This window comes from Acinetobacter sp. UBA5984 (assembly GCF_002429925.1).
Lineage (GTDB): Bacteria > Pseudomonadota > Gammaproteobacteria > Pseudomonadales > Moraxellaceae > Acinetobacter > Acinetobacter variabilis.
Genome location: NZ_DJBE01000075.1, coordinates 1 through 18,751, shown reverse-complemented (window position 1 = coordinate 18,751; position 18,751 = coordinate 1). Strand labels below are relative to the sequence as shown.

The 18,751-nt window shown below is 42.0% G+C and carries 17 protein-coding genes and 7 tRNA genes; 4 read left to right on the top strand and 20 right to left on the bottom strand.

All coding sequences use genetic code 11. The features are described 5' to 3' along the window. Positions 1-243 precede the first annotated feature (243 nt). A complete protein-coding gene (locus B3J29_RS12840; protein ID WP_004786362.1) occupies positions 244-447 on the top strand; it encodes a hypothetical protein in 204 nt (67 codons plus the stop codon). Between the two features lie 145 nt (positions 448-592). Here the strand turns inward: B3J29_RS12840 and B3J29_RS12835 are convergent. The 9 genes from B3J29_RS12835 to B3J29_RS12795 form a co-directional block, all read right to left on the bottom strand. After that, positions 593-677: transfer RNA gene (locus tag B3J29_RS12835), tRNA-Leu, on the bottom strand. Positions 678-715: 38 nt separating this feature from the next. Continuing rightward, a tRNA-Trp gene (locus B3J29_RS12830) sits at positions 716-789 on the bottom strand. Between the two features lie 33 nt (positions 790-822). Beyond that, positions 823-907: transfer RNA gene (locus B3J29_RS12825), tRNA-Leu, on the bottom strand. A gap of 354 nt (positions 908-1,261) precedes the next feature. Beyond that, positions 1,262-1,347, bottom strand: a tRNA-Leu gene (locus B3J29_RS12820). 384 nt (positions 1,348-1,731) lie between these two features. Then, positions 1,732-1,816: transfer RNA gene (locus tag B3J29_RS12815), tRNA-Leu, on the bottom strand. 38 nt (positions 1,817-1,854) lie between these two features. After that, positions 1,855-1,928, bottom strand: a tRNA-Trp gene (locus tag B3J29_RS12810). Between the two features lie 33 nt (positions 1,929-1,961). Further along, positions 1,962-2,046: transfer RNA gene (locus B3J29_RS12805), tRNA-Leu, on the bottom strand. A gap of 107 nt (positions 2,047-2,153) precedes the next feature. Then, positions 2,154-2,993: a protein kinase domain-containing protein gene (locus B3J29_RS12800; RefSeq protein WP_376745080.1), complete on the bottom strand. Its 840-nt coding sequence runs from the start codon at positions 2,991-2,993 to the stop codon at positions 2,154-2,156. Then, complete coding sequence (locus B3J29_RS12795; protein ID WP_286965754.1) at positions 2,965-4,473, bottom strand: DUF3336 domain-containing protein; 1,509 nt, start codon at positions 4,471-4,473, stop codon at positions 2,965-2,967. Before B3J29_RS12795 ends, B3J29_RS12800 begins: the two co-directional genes overlap by 29 nt. A gap of 193 nt (positions 4,474-4,666) precedes the next feature. On the opposite strand from B3J29_RS12795, the gene B3J29_RS12790 reads away from it, so the two are divergent. Further along, positions 4,667-5,539, top strand: a complete 873-nt coding sequence (locus B3J29_RS12790) for an ATP-binding protein (protein ID WP_175967331.1) — start codon at positions 4,667-4,669, stop codon at positions 5,537-5,539. A 56-nt stretch (positions 5,540-5,595) separates the two neighbouring features. On the opposite strand, the gene B3J29_RS12785 is transcribed toward B3J29_RS12790, so the two are convergent. The 3 genes from B3J29_RS12785 to tsaD form a co-directional block, all read right to left on the bottom strand. Further along, on the bottom strand, positions 5,596-6,639 hold the full coding sequence (locus tag B3J29_RS12785; RefSeq protein WP_286965753.1) for a hypothetical protein: 1,044 nt from the start codon (positions 6,637-6,639) through the stop codon (positions 5,596-5,598). 488 nt (positions 6,640-7,127) lie between these two features. Next, positions 7,128-8,039, bottom strand: coding sequence for a sensor domain-containing diguanylate cyclase (locus B3J29_RS12780; protein WP_286965751.1), 912 nt, complete (start codon positions 8,037-8,039; stop codon positions 7,128-7,130). A 249-nt stretch (positions 8,040-8,288) separates the two neighbouring features. Further along, the gene (gene tsaD / locus B3J29_RS12775) at positions 8,289-9,305 is read right to left on the bottom strand and encodes a tRNA (adenosine(37)-N6)-threonylcarbamoyltransferase complex transferase subunit TsaD (RefSeq protein ID WP_005235100.1); all 1,017 of its coding nucleotides are present in this window, start codon (positions 9,303-9,305) and stop codon (positions 8,289-8,291) included. Positions 9,306-9,451: 146 nt separating this feature from the next. On the opposite strand from tsaD, the gene rpsU reads away from it, so the two are divergent. Next, positions 9,452-9,667: a 30S ribosomal protein S21 gene (gene rpsU / locus B3J29_RS12770; RefSeq protein WP_001136722.1), complete on the top strand. Its 216-nt coding sequence runs from the start codon at positions 9,452-9,454 to the stop codon at positions 9,665-9,667. A gap of 33 nt (positions 9,668-9,700) precedes the next feature. Further along, on the top strand, positions 9,701-10,147 hold the full coding sequence (locus tag B3J29_RS12765) for a GatB/YqeY domain-containing protein (protein WP_005235099.1): 447 nt from the start codon (positions 9,701-9,703) through the stop codon (positions 10,145-10,147). A gap of 80 nt (positions 10,148-10,227) precedes the next feature. On the opposite strand, the gene B3J29_RS12760 is transcribed toward B3J29_RS12765, so the two are convergent. The 8 genes from B3J29_RS12760 to pyrD form a co-directional block, all read right to left on the bottom strand. Beyond that, a complete protein-coding gene (locus B3J29_RS12760; protein WP_104426261.1) occupies positions 10,228-10,587 on the bottom strand; it encodes a hypothetical protein in 360 nt (119 codons plus the stop codon). 101 nt (positions 10,588-10,688) lie between these two features. Next, positions 10,689-12,131, bottom strand: coding sequence for a M48 family metalloprotease (locus tag B3J29_RS12755; RefSeq protein WP_034169986.1), 1,443 nt, complete (start codon positions 12,129-12,131; stop codon positions 10,689-10,691). 85 nt (positions 12,132-12,216) lie between these two features. After that, positions 12,217-13,197: a 2-hydroxyacid dehydrogenase gene (locus tag B3J29_RS12750; protein WP_175967328.1), complete on the bottom strand. Its 981-nt coding sequence runs from the start codon at positions 13,195-13,197 to the stop codon at positions 12,217-12,219. 22 nt (positions 13,198-13,219) lie between these two features. After that, positions 13,220-13,867, bottom strand: coding sequence for a hypothetical protein (locus B3J29_RS12745; protein ID WP_286965744.1), 648 nt, complete (start codon positions 13,865-13,867; stop codon positions 13,220-13,222). Between the two features lie 209 nt (positions 13,868-14,076). Next, positions 14,077-15,966, bottom strand: a complete 1,890-nt coding sequence (locus B3J29_RS12740) for a M48 family metalloprotease (protein ID WP_286965742.1) — start codon at positions 15,964-15,966, stop codon at positions 14,077-14,079. Positions 15,967-16,057: 91 nt separating this feature from the next. Next, positions 16,058-17,593, bottom strand: a complete 1,536-nt coding sequence (gene purF / locus B3J29_RS12735) for an amidophosphoribosyltransferase (RefSeq protein ID WP_004782444.1) — start codon at positions 17,591-17,593, stop codon at positions 16,058-16,060. A gap of 112 nt (positions 17,594-17,705) precedes the next feature. Then, positions 17,706-18,140 (bottom strand): CvpA family protein, encoded by a 435-nt coding sequence (locus B3J29_RS12730; protein WP_414632218.1) that lies wholly within the window; start codon positions 18,138-18,140, stop codon positions 17,706-17,708. Positions 18,141-18,145: 5 nt separating this feature from the next. Further along, the coding region (gene pyrD / locus B3J29_RS12725) for a dihydroorotate dehydrogenase (quinone) (protein WP_286965739.1) at positions 18,146-18,751 on the bottom strand (606 nt) is incomplete at its 5' end.

Here is an 18,751-nt window from a genome sequence, read left to right as displayed (position 1 = left end):
AGTAAATGTCAACAGACCCTAACTATTCAAAAAATTATTTAGGCTTAAAATTAAAATATTTAGTTACAACATCTTGAAAATAATAAAAAACATAGACTTAGATGAAAAACCTTATATTTCGCCTATATTATCTTGTTCATTAAATCCGCAAATTCAATTAAATTAATTTAAATAAGGGTATTTGCCCTTTAAAACGAAAATTCTCACCCTTATCTATGATTTAACTAATGAAGGAGTTATCTCGTGAAAAAAGTGGTTAAAGCAAAAAACGTTCTCGCATTTAGACTTTGGTTAGAAAAATTGGGGTATTCGGTTCGCACCCTGGCAGACAATCGTGGTTTTAGTTTCAGTTTTAAAAAAGAATATGGTCTGGTGACCTGCGATCTTTCAGGTAATGCATTGGCCATGCAGCTGGGTGAGGAGTTTGAAGATCATCTGAAAGCTTAAATTTAATTAATCAATGCACTCATGATTTACCCTTTTATTTGAGTAAAATTCTATTATTCCTATAATCAGCCCATTTCGATGGGCTTTTTTTCGTTTATAAAATTTCAGGCAAAAAAAAACAAGGCATCAACCTTGTCTCTTTTGATGGTGGGGACGGAGAGACTCGAACTCTCACACCTCGCGGCGCTGGAACCTAAATCCAGTGCGTCTACCAATTTCGCCACGTCCCCATCAGGGTACCAACTTAGTGTTGGACTTTTTCAAACTTTGGCAGAGGATCAAGGATTCGAACCTTGACGAACGGTTTTGGAGACCGTCATGCTACCATTACACCAATCCTCTACTCGGCCATTTTACTCAATCTCTTGAGTAAATTGGTGGGGACGGAGAGACTCGAACTCTCACACCTCGCGGCGCTGGAACCTAAATCCAGTGCGTCTACCAATTTCGCCACATCCCCGATGGCTGTGTATATTATAGAGATAGCAGGTCATTGACAAGTGATTTTACAAGCAATCACTGCCTATTCCGCTATAAATTAAACAGTTAATGCAATTTTTTTATTTTTTATAAGATTTAACAAGAAAACTCGGCCTTATGAGGTTTCTTTGCTACTGCTTTGAACTTGATCTCTAAGCCTCTCTAGTTCAATCCCAGCAGATCACAGACCTCTAGAACCTCACTTATCTTGATCAAGCATGTTGTTTAAACAATAAATTAATCCAATACAAAGAATAAAAAGCCGAGCCAATAAAAATATCGCACTAAATTTCAGGCAAAAAAAAACAAGGCATTAACCTTGTTTCTTCATATATGGTGGGGATAGAGAGACTCGAACTCTCACACCCAGAAGGCGCTGCGACCTGAACACAGTGCGTCTACCAATTCCGCCATATCCCCGTGGCTGTGTATATTATAGCGATCGCATCTGCTTGACAAGCGATTCTATGATCAACTCGGTGTTTTTATATCAAAAATTAATCAGTTAATTCTTTGATGATTAAATACTGGCTTATTTTTAATAAAACCGCTTAATTTCATTTCTCCAATTTAAAAAATCAAGTTATTTGAAAGAGTGCTGAATATTAATTTTAATAGTGTTTAGATCAGCCAATTGATTGGATATTTTAAAGGACTTCCCTCTTCTCACCTTCACTGATACTTAGTTTGAGTATTTAAAATCTACTCATCGAAAGTAAGCGAATAATGAAAATAAGATTAAAAGATGGCTCAGCCTTAAATTCCAGGCAAAAAAAAACAAGGCATCAACCTTGTCTCTTTTGATGGTGGGGACGGAGAGACTCGAACTCTCACACCTCGCGGCGCTGGAACCTAAATCCAGTGCGTCTACCAATTTCGCCACGTCCCCATCAGGGTACCAACTTAGTGTTGGACTTTTTCAAACTTTGGCAGAGGATCAAGGATTCGAACCTTGACGAACGGTTTTGGAGACCGTCATGCTACCATTACACCAATCCTCTACTCGGCCATTTTACTCAATCTCTTGAGTAAATTGGTGGGGACGGAGAGACTCGAACTCTCACACCTCGCGGCGCTGGAACCTAAATCCAGTGCGTCTACCAATTTCGCCACGTCCCCGATGGCTGTGTATACTATAGGGATCAATTTCACCTGACAAGCTCTTTTTAAGAAAAAACCACTCGTTTGATTAAATAAAAAACAATATCCAATTTATTGTATTTTTCTCATGCAATTTCAGTAAGTAAGGTCTGTTTTACGGCTTTGAAATCAGACAATCTATCCTGTGAGTGCTTTCGAAGCATATTTTGTAGCAGGCTTTGCAAAGCTTGATATTGTGCAGGGAGCTCAGGTTTAAAATGCTGACAATGCAATAATGCCCAATCTTGATAATCTGTCGCTTCTAAACGTTGCCCTGTAAGCCACTCATAAAAAATGATACCCAGCGCATAAACTTCGCTCTGTAGCGACTTGGCTTGCCCTTGGAACAATTCGGGCGCCATATAACGAGGCGTTGCGTTCGTTGCTTGGCTGGTAGTGTTGAGGGGCTGCACCTGCTCAAAATCAATCAAACAAACCCGATTCTGATAAATGACAAAATGCTCTCGTTTGAGATCAGCATGCAGATACCCGAGTTCTTGTAAGCTTATCAACGTTTCTAATGCCCGTAGTATATGCTGACGGACTTCTTGAATTGAAAACAGCTTAGGGCATACCTCAAAATGTGCTGGCGCATCAGGCAGGATCAAAGCCAGATTGAAAGATTCATCTCCAATCTGAAACGGCTTTCGAATAATTTGATGCGGAAGCATGAAAGTCCGCCCTTCTTGCTCACCATAAGCTTCATAAAAATCCAACTCATGACTTAAGCCAGTCTGGGCATAGTGAGAAATAGCCGTTGAATCCAGATTCTGGGTTTTTAACCACAATGCTGACCTGCTCTCAGGATTAAATTCTAGATAATAAAGACGGCGACCAAAACCCAGACTTCGGGCTTTGGTCTTAAGCTGGAGATTAAGCTGATGCAGATTGGCGAGGTTAAGTAACAATGTATTCCTGCTTGGCATCTGGAGCATGCTGGTAATTTAGCAGTTCCAGACAATGCTGAATAGTTTTACCTACCCGCTCCTGAGTTTCGATCAGAGAGATTTTTGGCCAGGTCGCCCGCTCACCTTCACGCTGCAATACCTTAAATAAATGCGGACGAGGATTTTGCAGCATATAGCTATAATGACGCAGGCTATATTTACCCACAATATTCACATCGCCATAGTAACGCTGATCCACCACGCCATAACCATGATCTAGCAAACGGCGGACTGGCGGCAAACTTCCCGCATGCTCACGGGCAAAATCCATAATCCCTTTGGTAAATACCACACTCTGACGGCGTACAATGCGTTTCGGCCAGCTTAATGTCCCTTTACGGAAGCGTGAAATATCATCCTGCATAAAAGGCACAATATGTGGATTGGCCTGACTGGCAATGGTGTAATTGATATTGTACAGCCGCGCCATTTTCTCCTGCGGGAAATCGCTACGAACACTGCCATCTACCCAGCATGTTGCGCCCATATAAGGCGTATATTGCCCATCGTGGCGTTTACTCGTGAGACGTACCGGCGGGAAGAAAATTGGCACAGCACAAGATGCCAGCACCGCACTCCAGACCAGTACATCTGGAGAGGTATAGGCATTCATGATCCGGGCATCCTGCGCTGCATCATAAGGCGCGACCGCAATATTAATATGTAGACCCGAAGTTTTTAATGCTTCTTCAAAGGTCATATCTCCCAAGTTTTCGATCAGGAATTTTTTCAGGTATTTAACATCCGCCAGACCACCATTACCCTTCAGTAATTCACTCATGGTACGGAAATGGAATGCTTCATGGAAAAAGTTATGACCTTTTAAAATATCCACATATTGTGCGGGTTTGGAGACGCCCAACATAGCGGTCATAATTGCACCAGCACTAGAACCCGACATCACTCGAGGTAACAGATCCTGTTCCATTAGCGCTTTACATACACCGGTATGAAATAAGCCGAGTGTTGCACCGCCCGAGAACATTAAAGCTGGCTGACCATAAGCACGTTGGCAGTGCTCAAAATATTCAATTTTCTCTTCAAGAGTCAGACAGGTACATTTTGCAGAAGCAATATAAGCCAAGCCCAGACTGACTTCTTCTACATAATCCTCAATAATTTTTTTAGTGCCGACATAAGTGACGGTAAACAATAAAGGATGGGCGATATTGGCAATATCGTAACTCAGCCCTTCACGCAGGATATACATCAGGTCGCGAGTGCGTTTCTGCTGACGGTAACGTCTTAATTTCCCCAGTCGATGCGCAATCACTTCGGCATCAAAATACGGTGAACTATTATCGAATTTCCATTCTTGTGCCCCAGATTCTTCGTCGATCTTTAAGGCAATATATTTCCATTCTTCGTAAGTTTCAGCCTGCTGCAATTGCTGCTTCAGCTTTTTAATACGATAGGCCTGATGTGGATTGATATCCTGAGTAAAATCTTTAAACAGCATCTGCCCTCTTCCCTATCCATATTGTAATTTTCAGACATCCTGCAGCCATGAACAAAAAACAGGCATCTATTTTCTTTGTACTACAATAACGAAAATTCACCACTTTAGGCAAATTATCACACTTTCCAGACTTTGACTGTGAATTTTACAGTGATAGTATTCTAGCCATAATTGTAAATGTACTGCTCAAATCATGGCGAAAATTGATTTACCTGACAATATCTTAAATACTCTTTCTACTGTTCTTCTCCAGCTCCAGCAAAGCCTGCCTGAATTAAAACAAAGTCCTGATTTTTCTGCTTATGCCTATAAATGGCAGGCTGGAGAACTCAAACCCATTCACCAGCTTAAACAGATTGAACTGGCAGATTTAAAAGGCATTGAGCGACAAAAAGAAAAAGTCATTCAGAATACTTTGCAGTTTCTAAAAGGATTACCTGCCAATGATGTCTTACTCACTGGCTCTCGCGGTACAGGCAAATCTTCGATCGTGCGTGCCTTGTTGACTGAATATGCAGATCAGGGTCTACGTTTGATTGAAATTGAACGTGATGATTTGTCAGATCTTCCACAGATTCAGCAACTGATCGCCGGTCGTCCGGAAAAGTTTATCGTCTATTGTGATGACCTGGCCTTCAATGCGGAAGATGAAAACTATCGCAGTCTGAAAAGTGTGCTAGATGGTTCATTACAGTCCGGTTCCAGTAATTTTGTGATTTATGCGACTAGTAACCGTCGTCATCTATTACCGGAATTCATGCATGAAAATACCCCGGTGACCAAAGTAGATGTACCGCAATATACAGAGTTACATCCACAGGAAGCCATTGAAGAGAAAATTTCCTTGTCGGATCGTTTTGGTTTATGGCTGTCGTTCTACCCAATGGATCAAAACCTGTATCTGGAAATCGTTGAGCATTATTTGAAAAAGGCAGATATGCAAATGACAGTTGAAGCCCGTGCTGAAGCATTACGCTGGTGTCAGGCGCGTGGCCAACGCTCAGGCCGTGCAGCCTATCAGTTCTCTAAACACTGGATTGGTTCGCAGCAGTTAAATTCTCTGTAAATTTTTCCCCAAATAAAAAAAGCTCCTTAATGGAGCTTTTTTTATAAGGTTAATTCTTATTTTTTATTGCCAATAATCGTAGACCACAGCAGATCATCCAGCTCACTGCCATTGAAATAGACAGTCGCTTTTAAGGATTCAGGCTGATTCTGTTTGACCTCAATCACCTGATCATAACTGTCAGTAATTTTAAGCACGCCCTCTTTCGGCAGATGCTTATAATTATTTAACACCGTTTCGTCCATCTTGAATGATGTAGTCGTATTAAAATCAAAACTATAACGGTAATCCGCCAGATTTGGCTGACCAATAATGCTGCCGCTGCTGGTTAGGGTACGAATACCATTACTGCCACTACCATAGTCATCTACAAGGCTATAGTTATAATTACATACCAGTAAGTATTCCTTGCTCAGCTCATCATACTCAGCGCCAGATTTACCCACATTCTTGTCTTCCGCTACACGCTGAAATTCCAGACGGTCAATTTTATAGCTTTCCAATGCACCCAAATTGTTTTTGCTTTTGGTATGAACAATCGTACCTGAAATCAGATAATCATCTTTTAGATTAAAATCAACATTGGAACCATAACGTACATTGCTAAAGGTCAAGGTCGTAGTATCACCGTTGACCGCCTGGGTAATGGTTGAATCTTTGCGATAGGTTTTATCCAGAACAATACAGTTATTTTTATCGGTTTTTAATTTAAAAGTTTTCACTGCACCATTGGTATTCACTTCAGAACAGATCAGATTCGGATATTTGATGCTGTTCACACCCAAATTATAAATCTTGATAATACGGCTCGTGCGTCCATAAGGATAATCCGCAAAAACCTCACCAATCATATGACCTAACGCAACGTTATAGTCCGTATCATTACTGGCGCTATTGTTAATTTTGTCGCGGATTTTCTCAATGATATCGCGATCCTCAAAAGGAATAAATTCTTCTGAAAGTTCAGGAGAAATACTCTCCTCTGGAACATTTGGCGGTGTGGTCACTGTAGAATTGTCTGAGCTACCTCCACTGCCACCACATGCGGTAAGCAAGCCTGAAACCAATACCAGCCCAAAGAATGACATCTGCTTTTTCATAAAATTTTATTCCCTAGAATTTCTTTGCATTTTTATTCAATGAGAATGAAATATGGGCGTATTAAAACTGCACAATACAAACCCACTACCTGTCGATGATATTTTTTCTGGACAGTATTTCTTACACTCTGATCGTGCTTTATCTTTTAATAAACTAAGGATTAACTCTGTAATTTTAATTTATATTTAAAACAACAATTATCATAAGAAATGAAGTGCTTATTTGAATCTTGTTCCTTACCAGAGTCACTTTTCAACACACTTAAAGCGCATTTAATTAGATCGATTAACTTTGCAACAAAGCTTATAAAATTTGTAATGGTTAAGTTAAAGATGGATTGAATTTTCTTTTTATGGAGAATCATGTTCAACTTTCATACATGGCGATGAAAGAGAATATTGAAAGATAGGATGACTTTAGAGCATAGAAAATAATCATTTTCATGATATGAGATGCTTAATCACTTATAGAAGATTTAAAGCGTGAATTATTTTAGATTGCTCGATTCACTGGATTTTTTCCGACGCTTATACTCAAACATGTTCTGATCCGCTTGTGCGAGCGCTGCAAATAAACCATGACCAGGATGACGCATCGCCATACCAATCGCTGCGCCAATGTTTGCTGCTGCAAAGGCATTAATTAAACGATCCACTAAACTTTCAGTACTCGTTTCATCATTTTCCACGCTAAGAATCACAAACTCATCGCCACCTAAACGGGCAACAATATCGTTGATCCGTACATTATCTCGTAATACTTGAGCCGCGTTTTGAATCAGCTTATCACCTTCATCATGACCCAAACTATCATTCACCTTTTTTAGGTCATTCAGGTCAATAAATAATACAGCGGCGGGATGACCATATTGCTTGCAACGCTCTTCTTCAGCTCGCAGCAGTTTTTCCCAGGCCCGGCGATTATAGAGCCCGGTCAATTCATCTTTACTGGCTTCTTCCTGCAATAATTCATGCTGTCTTATCTGCTCACTCTGACGCAATTCTGCCTGCAAGATCGAACTGAGCAATTGTCCCAATAACTCGATCAGTTGCATATCTTGCAAAATAGCTTCCGATTTGGTTTCTGGATCAATCGCACAGAGTGTTCCAAACAAACTGCCATCTTCTTTAAGGAGTGGCTGACCAATATAAGATTTTATACAGACCTGCTGATTAATCGGCGCTGTGGCGTATAAAGGAATTTCTTCAGAGCGAGGGGCAATTCTCGGGGCCTTACCTGCGACCATATGAGAACAAAAAGAATCAGCCCACTGAAACACTTGACCGGGTCGTATATCATAACCATGATCTTCACTTTGCAGCACAATCCAGTCTTGGCCTTCTACCCGGGTGATCATCCATAAATTAAAGCCAAAATGCTGATGCAAAAACTTTAACACCGCCTCTCCAGCATCCTAAAAACTTTTGAAATTTATAATTTCCATCCGAGATTGCCTCTGCTGCGAACCTGTAAAAATATGCATGATATAAACTTAAGCTATTAAACTATTTTTCCGGTTTCAATAGAATATACGAGCTCTAAATCCAGCCATAAAACTTATATTTACAACATACCGTTGCTATAAGTTTTCATTTAAAAATTCACAATAAAAAAAGAGGCCTAAGTCTCTTTTCTTCAAGCCAGAAATCTATGCCTCTGTCGGATTCGTCAATTCTGTCATTGGCCAACGTGGGGTTGTGGTCACAGCCAAACCATCTTGCTGTCCGGCTTTCAAACGTTGATAACCCGCAAAGGCAATCATCGCACCATTATCGGTACACAATGCAGGTTCTGCATAGTACACGGTGGCTTTGATTTTCGCCAAATCAGCTTCCAGACGTTCACGTAAACGCTTGTTGGCACTTACACCACCTGCAATGACCAGACGTTTTAAGCCAGTCTGTTTCAATGCCTTCACTGATTTTTTTACTAAAGTATCGACAATAGCTTCTTGGAAGCTCGCAGCGATATCAGCATCATGTCTTTCTTCACCGAGTTTCTTCATTTGAACAGAAACTGCAGTTTTTAAACCACTAAATGAAAACTCTAGGCCTTGATACAGCATTGGACGTGGGAAAGCAAATGCATTCGGATTGCCCTGCTCAGCCAGTCTGGAAATATTCGGGCCACCTGGATATGGCAAACCCATCATCTTCGCAACTTTGTCAAATGCTTCACCCGCCGCATCATCAATCGATTCACCGAGTAATTCATACTGCCCAATACCATAAGCAGCCATGAGCTGTGAATGCCCACCAGACACCAGTAATGCCACAAATGGAAATTTCGGTGGCGTTTTAGAAAGTAATGGTGCCAGCATATGACCTTCCATATGATGCACACCAATCGCCGGTTTATTTAAGGCAAAGGCCAAAGTCCGACCAAACAGTGCGCCCGTCATTAATGCGCCCATCAGGCCCGGACCACGGGTATAAGCCACCGCATCAATTTCTGATTTTTTGATGCCACTTTGTTCAAGCAGTTCATTCAGTAAAGGAATGAGTTTACGCACATGGTCACGCGAAGCCAGTTCTGGTACGACGCCGCCATATTCAGCATGCAGTTTAATCTGGCTGTACAGCACCTGTCCGCGCAAACCTAACTCGCTGTCATACAGCGCAAGTCCTGTTTCATCACACGACGTTTCCAAGCCTAAAACGATCATTAAACTGCCTATAACCTGTATCAAATATATTGCAGCAACTATTATAGACTTGTGATATGAGATGTAAATGAGTAAAATACTGACCTTCACTTGTGATCGAGGGCAATTCGGCCCTGATCTTATCCATAACTTAATGAGGATTCTTCATGCCACAAGTTAAATTGAAAGAAGGCGAACCAGTAGACGTAGCTATCCGTCGTTTCAAACGTTCATGCGAAAAAGCGGGTGTTCTTGCTGACGTTCGTAAACGTGAATTCTACGAAAAACCAACTCAAGAACGTAAACGTAAAAAAGCTGCTGCTGTTAAACGCTACCAAAAGAAATTGGCACGTGAATCAGTACGTACTACTCGCCTTTACTAAGATTAATTTGTGATTGACTGCTTGGAATAAATAATGACTACTTTAAAAAACCAGATTACTGACGTATTGAAAGCCACCATGCGTGCCAAAGATATGTCAAAGTTGACGGTCATTCGTAGTCTGCAAGCAGCAATTAAGCAAATCGAAGTCGATGAGCGTAAAGAACTTGACGACGCTCAAGTTCTTGCGGTCATTGAAAAGCAAATTAAACAACGTAAAGAATCGATCAAAGCCTTTGAAGGCGCTGGTCGAGATGATTTAGCTAGTAAGGAACAAGCCGAAGTTGAGGTTCTCTCTCAATTTCTACCAGAAGCTATGACTGAGGAAGAACTTGATTCCCTGATTGCGCAAACAATTGAAGCGCAACAAGCTACTAGCATGAAAGATATGGGTAAGGTGATGAATTCTCTGCGTCCGCTCATAGCCGGGCGCGCCGATCCTGCACAAGTTTCAGCAAAAATTAAAGCAAAACTTGCTTAATTCCCCCATTCTATTTCAAATCTAAATCTGCGTTGAACTGCCTCCATTCCGGACAGTTCTCAGCATTTTCTTATTTATTCTTACTGTAAATTACAGTCCACATTATAACGTTTCAGCAACTGCATCTCTTTTGAAGATTTTACCTGCAGTATGACATCCTGCTTGCCTACATTTTGATACTGACGATCCAGATAAGCTCGGTTCTGGTCTGCCGCTTTATATAAGCGATCCACATAACGCTGCACAATCGCACAAAACTGCTGATTCTGCGATGCGCTAAAACCCTGCTGCTGTGGATTTAAACCTTTTAAAAACTGACGTGATTCTTTTTGATAATCAGCATTAATCTGCTCAACGGACTGCACGTATTCTGCCGCACTAGCCGCCAATACATTTCCGCCACACCCCAATATCCATAAACCCAATAATATTTTTTTCATAAAATAATTAAAATAGACAACTTAGCTTTGTCCGGATTGTAGCGTGATTTAGTAAACTTCGGCTATATCTACTGAAGCTAAAAATCATTAGAAAAATAGACTTAAATTTTAAACTGTCGCGTTTGCTGCATCTGTTTTAAACGTTGACCAATGGTTGCTGACAGAGATTGATTATTTTTGCTGATGCGTTGAGCATGTATTAAGGATTTAATCGCAGTTTCTTCATAGCCTGACCAGTACTCTACTTCGGCACGATAACGCAAGACGTTGGCGGCTTTTATTGATGAATCAGGTGCTGCATTCGCTGCCAGTTGCATTAATCTCCAGCCACTAACATCACGGGTATTGCTATTTAAAAAGCGCTGTACAATGGATCTGGCTTGATCAGGTTGTTTGGCACGAATCAGGGTTTCGGCATATTTATAATTTAAAGCACGGTTTTCCGGCATGATTCGTGCGGCTGAACTAATGCTTTTTAGCGCATTATCCAGCTGATTTTGCCCCAGATAAATATCAGTCTGAAATAACACCTGCAAAGGATGCATTTTATTGTGCTTTTTGGCTTGATCCAGTGCGGTTTGTGCCGCCTGAAAATCTCCCTGTTGAAGCTGATAAGCCGTTAAAGCGAGCTGACCAGGAAAATCATTACGTTGCACCATTAAGTTGAGCTGTTGTTCAGTAGTCTGACGTGACAGTACCCGTGTATACCATTTAATGATTTCAAAATCCTGATCATTTAAATTACGCTTAACCGCAGGCAGCTGATTGGCGCGCAAACGTGCTTCACTCATACGCTCAGTAGTTAGAGGATGCGTCAGCCAGAAATCAGGCATAAAGCTTAAACGGCTAGTGGAACGATGCATCACTTCAAAGAAATCCGCCATACTGTGCGGACTGTATCCGGCAGCATACATATATTGCATCCCGATCCGGTCCGCCTCACGTTCCTGATTACGGCTATAAGTTAATTGCTGATCCAGTAGAGCTGCCTGAGAACCCATCATCACTGCTGCACCTGCATCACCATCTGCCTGTGAAGCCACTAATGCACCCACCAGAATCCCTGCCAGGGCCAACAGTCCTTGTCCTTTAAAGGTTTCTTGCGAACGACTGTAATGACGTTGTGTGACATGTGCAATTTCATGTGCCATCACCCCTGCCACTTCATCCGTATTTCGAGCAGAATTAATCAAACCCGCATTCAGGGCAAATAACCCACCAGGTACCGCAAAGGCATTAATTTGCGGATCATTGATTACCATTAAACCGATCGGTTGTTGTAATTTGGTCTGACTGAGAATTTGGGAAAATATGGAAAGTAGCTGATCTTCAAGCCATGGATTCTGAATCACAGGCATTTGTTTCTGGACTTGACGATAGACCTTTTCACCGATCATTTGTTCTTTTTGCTGGTCGATCAATCCGACGCCCGCACCAATATCCGGTACAGAAAATTGTGCAGCAGGCTGATTAAAATAATCATTATCACTATGCCCTGCTGCTGCACATAGACTTAACCCGCACGCCAATACCAAACGTTTCAATGAAAAATCTCTAAAATTCAGTTTCAACCTGTCTCGAATATAGCATCGAAAAATGAGCATAGATGCAGGAAAATGTTATTTAATATTACTTAAATGAACCAATCACTTGAGGATTCACCACATAGCGTGGCACCCGCCCTTCAAGTGCATCAACCAGATTCTGATAAGCCAGCTCAGCCATTTTTCGACGTGTTGCCACTGTGGCCGAACCGACATGAGGCAAGGTAATAACATTATCCAGCTCAAATAATTCTGATTCTTTTAAAGGCTCTTTCTCATAAACGTCCAGCCCCGCAGCAAAGATTTGGTTGGCTTTTAAGGCTTCGATCAAAGCCTGCTCATCAATCACAGACCCACGGGAGATATTCACCAACACCGCATGTGGCTGCATTTGTGCCAGTTGTTCGACTCCAATCAGTGCTTTCGACTTAGCATTTAAATCCACGGTAACCACCACGAAATCTGAGCGCTGCAAAAGCTCATTCAGAGAACAATACTGTGCACTGAGCCCTTGAGCCAATTCCGGTTTTTCATGGCGATTATGGTACAAGATATTCATATTGAAACCGTAAAATCCACGGCGTGCAACTGCTGCCCCAATATGCCCTAGCCCGATTATTCCCAGCGTTTTTCCGAAAATATCCACACCAAACTGTGCTTCACGTGTTGTACGGTGCCATTGTCCCTGCTTGGTCCAGTGATCCAGATAAGCCACTTTGCGTGCAGTTGCCATTAATAGCGCAAATCCCAGATCTGCCGTGGTTTCAGTCAGGACATGGGGGGTATTGGTCAGATAGATATTTTTTTCATTCAGATAATCAACTTCATAGTTGTCATACCCGACACTGACACTAGAAATGATTTTAAGTCGGGTTGCTGGTGCCAGATTATCGCGATTGAGCAGTCGGCCTGCCCCAATCATGCCATCGGCATCGCGCACCTGTTCCAGCAACTGCTCATGCACATTGCCCAGTTTCGGCTGTAAGGTCACTACATTAAAATTTTGTTCGAGTTTTTTTTGGACATCCTGATCGATCTGGCTGAATACAATCACTTTTTGTTTCATATGTCCCTATTCCACATCAATATTAATCTGAGTTCGCTGGCCTGTTTTGCATAAACTGCCATAAGCGTTTTTTATGTATTGGCTGATCCAGCATTTCCTGTAAAGATGCCAGTTGAATCATTTTATTATGTGTCACATGCGGAATAGAGCCAAGGGAAATGATATTTTTTTCCAGGCTCATCATGTCCAGAAAACCTTGAATATAAGATTCAACACCTCGACCATCTTGCAGATTCACCCAAGGAAATGGCCAGTTCAGTTCATAAAATTCACTTTGCAGAGCACGCTGGATGTTGGTCCATAAAAGCTGGGTTTGCCCGGTCATTTCTGTGGCATCGATGACAATCGTGCAATGTTCCAAGCTTAAAGCCTGTAAGTTGAATGGCGGAATATGCAGAATTTCCCGCTGTTCCTGAATTGTTGCAACAACTACTGGCGCTTCACTTTTAGCTTCAGCTTTTGCTTCAACTGTAACAGGCTCAGGCGCAATTAAAGGAGCTTTTGCTACCGGAGCAATCTGAGTCGGTTGTGGCAGGATGATTTCGCTATGTAATTCTGCTGGGGCCTGATCACGCCAGATCGAAACCTGATGCTGCTGACATACGTCGCCCTTGGGAATCCAGATATCTATTCCTAATGTTGCCAGTATGTCACGCTGATGCCCAATCATCTTTTCTTCATCACCTATTTCAGGTCGAACATTTTAACGGGATTCGCTTTTCTTTGCCGAACTATTTCCAGTTTTTCACTCTCTATCTTGAATCATTTTAACTCAGAATAGAAATCAATTTATAAGATTACTTTTTTTCCACTACAAGTTCTTTTATAGATCAGTTCTTGAAAAACTGGACTTAAATACATCTTCTTAATTTAAAAATATTAGATAATCATCAAACTGTTTTTCTTGAGCATTTGCGAGGTAATTTCATTGGATTCAAAGCCCAAGCGCCAGTACAGAAGTTCCATCACATCCAGCTCATCCTGAGTCATGATCCGGTCACTCCACAGGCAAACTTCTGCAATACCCAACATGCTCAAACGATCACGTAATAACAATCCTGCAATATCATTTAAAATCTCGGCCAAATCAATCGGCTCATCTGAGATTTCACTATACAGCTCAAGTTCTCGAGGACTAAGAATACGGTTTAAAATCTTTTCCCGAACCTCCAGTTGATTATCGCTATTAATCTGCTGCACATGCAGCAAGGCATCAATCAGACGTACGATCTGTGGTTTGACCTCATCTAAAGACGTCGGCGTATGCATCGGCAGTAAATTCAGCTCATACTTCACCCGCTCTAGCAATAAGGCATCCAGCAAACCAATTTCACCATCTTCCTGAATAATCCTTGCCAGCTTCATTAAAAACTGCCGTGCAACTGTGGTAGGCATTCCACCAAAATTTTTACAGGCTTGCTGGAAAATCGAGATATGTATCCGTCCATCCAGATTTAATAATGAATCAATAATCGCACGACTGACCTCTGCCTCGGTCGGAATAAATTCACGATATTGCCGGATCATCAAAATTGCGACCATCACTTCACGTGAACCGGTCGAAGTTTGCAAAGCACGTTCAATCAGCTCCGGACGCGGCATATTGGCACGCAGCTCCGGATTTAATGGCTTGATGGCATCTTTAATGGCGAAGCTAATTGGAGACAAGCGTAACAAAGGCAAAGGTTGTGGGGATTCCCAGACTGCTGTGCTTTCAGGCACGACATCTTCGAGTGAACGAAACAGACTAAACAAAGGCTGGTTTTTTAATTTCTTCAGATTTTCAAGCTGCAGATCCTGAATCAAGGCAGGATTTAATTCATAAATACGCTGATTAATATTCGGATGAATATTCAACCAGTTCTGTGGACTTAAAGAATTGGCAAAACACATATGTGAAATGGATTCGGCATATTCACTATAGATCTGTGATCCTGAATGATGCACATGAATGCGCAATAAAGTCTGAATATTGGCATCATTCTGAATCAGGCGTCGGGTTTTCTGGTCATTTTTATAGGTACGTCCGCCCAATGAAATATATTTAATAAAACGTGTAATCAAAATACCCAAGCTACCAATCAACCAGATGACTGCTCCGATTGAGACATAGAAGGTTTCAAACTTGTTTTCGCGAGGTACATCATTTCGATAAAACCCCAACTTCGCAATCTTGCTGCCCCACTGGCTAAAAGTGGTTAGACTACTATATAGAATTTTCAGGCGGGTATTTTCAGCTGTTTCACCAGATAGAATCTTGTTAAATTCATGACTGAGCAAGCCATAAAGTTCAATTTCATCAAGAGTTTGTAATGCACCCCAAGTCAGAATAATAGCAGTATCACGTGGACTAAAACCCGCTGTTAATGCATTGACCCCCACTTCATTCGGCAAGACATACATAGCTGGCGGTTCAATCAGGAACGTATCTGCCAGTTGAGTATTGATCCGTAGTGCAGCACTTTCTTCCGGAATACTTTCCATTTGGTTCAGTCGACGCGCGCCCATTTGCTGGGCTAAAGAATAGCCGCCGGCACGAAACGTATAAAATTCATAGATGACCGAAATAATCATCAAGAATAAAACCAGTGCTACCAGATAAGGACTAAGGACATGCCACCATATCGACTGGCCAGGATCAGCATAGAAAACAAACAGGCCAACCACTGTATTGATAATCAGAACTGTTAATAGTATCGCAATCAGACAAAAGCTGGCTAGCAATAGCATATTCTTGTTTTTGACCAAAGCATATCCTACGCTTTTCAATCTACCACCCTAACTGATCTGGTCTTTCCTTGGGCTCATCATAAAACAAAAAAGCGGGAAATTCCCGCTTTTTCATCATGATTTTAATTGCTTAGACTTCGCGTACACCGGTCAGATCAACTGATGCTGCATCAATATTCACATCAATAAAATTGTCGCCTTTTTTGGCGCCATCACTGCGTTTTTGCTCTAATTGATCGAGGTATTCAGCATTGATTCCACCTGCGACATACACACCATCAAATACAGAACAGTCAAATTCACGCAAATGAGGAACCTTTTTGGTACGTACTGCATCTTTCAGGTCTTCCAGATCCTGGAAAATCAGACGGTCAGCACCAATAATTTCACGGATTTCTTCTACACTACGTTCAGAAGCGATCAGTTCAGATTTCGCCGGCATATCAATACCGTATACGTTTGGATATTTCACCATAGGTGCCGCAGAAGCGAAGAATACTTTTTTCGCACCCGCATCACGTGCCATCTGAATAATTTCATTACAAGTCGTACCACGCACAATCGAGTCATCGACTAGTAGAACGTTTTTGCCCTGGAACTCGAGCTCAACCGGGTTCAGTTTTTGACGTACTGATTTTTTACGCAGTTGCTGACCTGGCATGATGAAGGTACGGCCGATATAACGGTTTTTCATGAAACCTTCACGGAATTTCACGCCCAGCATATTAGCCAGTTCAAGTGCAGAAGTACGTGAAGTATCCGGAATTGGAATCACCACGTCGATGTCGTGCTCATCGCCCCACTCGCGCAGAATTTTTTGTGCCAGCTTCTCACCCATTTTCAGACGGGCTTTATACACAGAGATCCCATCAATGGTTGCATCTGGACGGGCAAAGTACACATATTCAAAAATACATGGACGGTATTCTGGATTTGCTGCACATTGCTGGGTAAAGAAGTTACCGTCAGAATCAATGAAAACCGCTTCACCCGGTTCGATATCACGCTCAACCTTGAAGCCTAGCGCAGTAATCGCTACAGATTCAGAAGCAATGATATATTCCATACCATTTTCTGTTTCGCGCGAACCGTAAATCAATGGACGGATACCATTTGGATCACGAAAACCTACCAAACCTTGGCCAGTAATCATCGCAACAACGGCATAACCACCTTTACAACGCTCATGTACACGCGTTACAGCCTGGAAAATATCTTCAGATGTTGGTACCAGCTTGCCACGTTTTTGTAATTCGTGCGCCAGTACGTTTAGTAGCACTTCTGAATCTGAATCAGTATTCATGTGACGCAGGTCAGTTTTAAACAGGTCATCATGAATTTCTTCAGCATTGGTCAGGTTACCGTTATGCGCCAGCGTAATCCCATAAGGTGAGTTTACGTAGAATGGTTGCGCTTCGGCACTGCTTGAAGTACCTGCCGTTGGGTAACGCACATGACCAATACCATAATTACCCTGTAAAGCACGCATATGACGGGTATGGAATACATCACGGACCATACCGACATCTTTACGCAGGAACAGACGGCCTTCCTGACAGGTCACAATCCCAGCTGCATCTTGTCCACGATGTTGTAACATCGTTAATGCATCAAACAACATTTGGTTAACAGGTGATTTACCAGCTATACCAACTACTCCACACATAGCAACCTCGCAGACAAGCTAGGATTAATAAAAAGGATTATTCGTTGACGCATCTGAACTCTTGGCCTTGGATGCCGGTTCAGATGAGGAATCTGAAGGTTTCTGTGCCCCTTCAGACTTGATATGTTGCAGGGCGCCATTTGCGGCTTCTTTGGAGAGCTCTGTTGCCCAAGGCGCATATGGCAATAAGACCTGTATAAATTTNNACAATCAGCAAACCTTTCAGGCTGCCGAAAACACCCCCCGCAAGACGATTCAGCGGACCAAGTTTCAGGGTTTTTAAAATGCGGTTGAGCAGAAAGGTGACAATCCAGGTGAGTACCACAATCATCAGAACAATAAAGGCAAAGGCTGCAATCTTCTGTACCACTGGATCTGTACTGAGAGCAACCATTGAGGGCGCAAGTAGTGTTGAATATTTCGCCGCAATAATCAAGGCAAAAATCCATCCCACTAAGTTCGCAAAGGCTTTGATAAATCCTTGGCGCAAACCGTTGAGCCCTCCAATGAGCAAGATAATCAGTAGAAAGATATCAATGGCATTCATAGGACTTAAAGCGCGGCTACACAGTCTTTAACCAGTTCCGGCCCAGTATATATGAGGCCACTATAGACTTGTACAAGGCTTGCACCAGCTTTTTTCTTGGCCAGCGCATCCGCACCTGAAAGAATACCACCCACACCAATCAATGGAATTTGTCCCTTTAATTCCTCTGCAAATGCAGCCAGACATGCCGTGCTTTTCTCAAAGACTGGCGCGCCTGATAAACCGCCCGCTTCTTCTGCATGCTCCAGACCTTCCACACCTTCACGTGACAATGTGGTATTGGTCACGATCAGACCATCAATCTTGTATTGCAATAACTGCTTGGCAATAAAGGCAATATCTTCAGCTTCAAGATCCGGTGCAACTTTTAATACCAGAGGAACGTAATGCTGATGTTCCTGAGCCAGTTCCAGCTGACGATTCTTCAGCGTTTCCAGCAATTCAGTCAGTGCATCGCCACTTTGTAAACTGCGCAGGTTCTTGGTATTTGGAGAAGAAATATTAACGGTGATATAGGAAGCATAATTATAGACTTTTTCTAAACAAATAAGGTAATCATCTACTGCTTTTTCTACCGGAGTATCAGCGTTTTTACCGATATTGATTCCCAG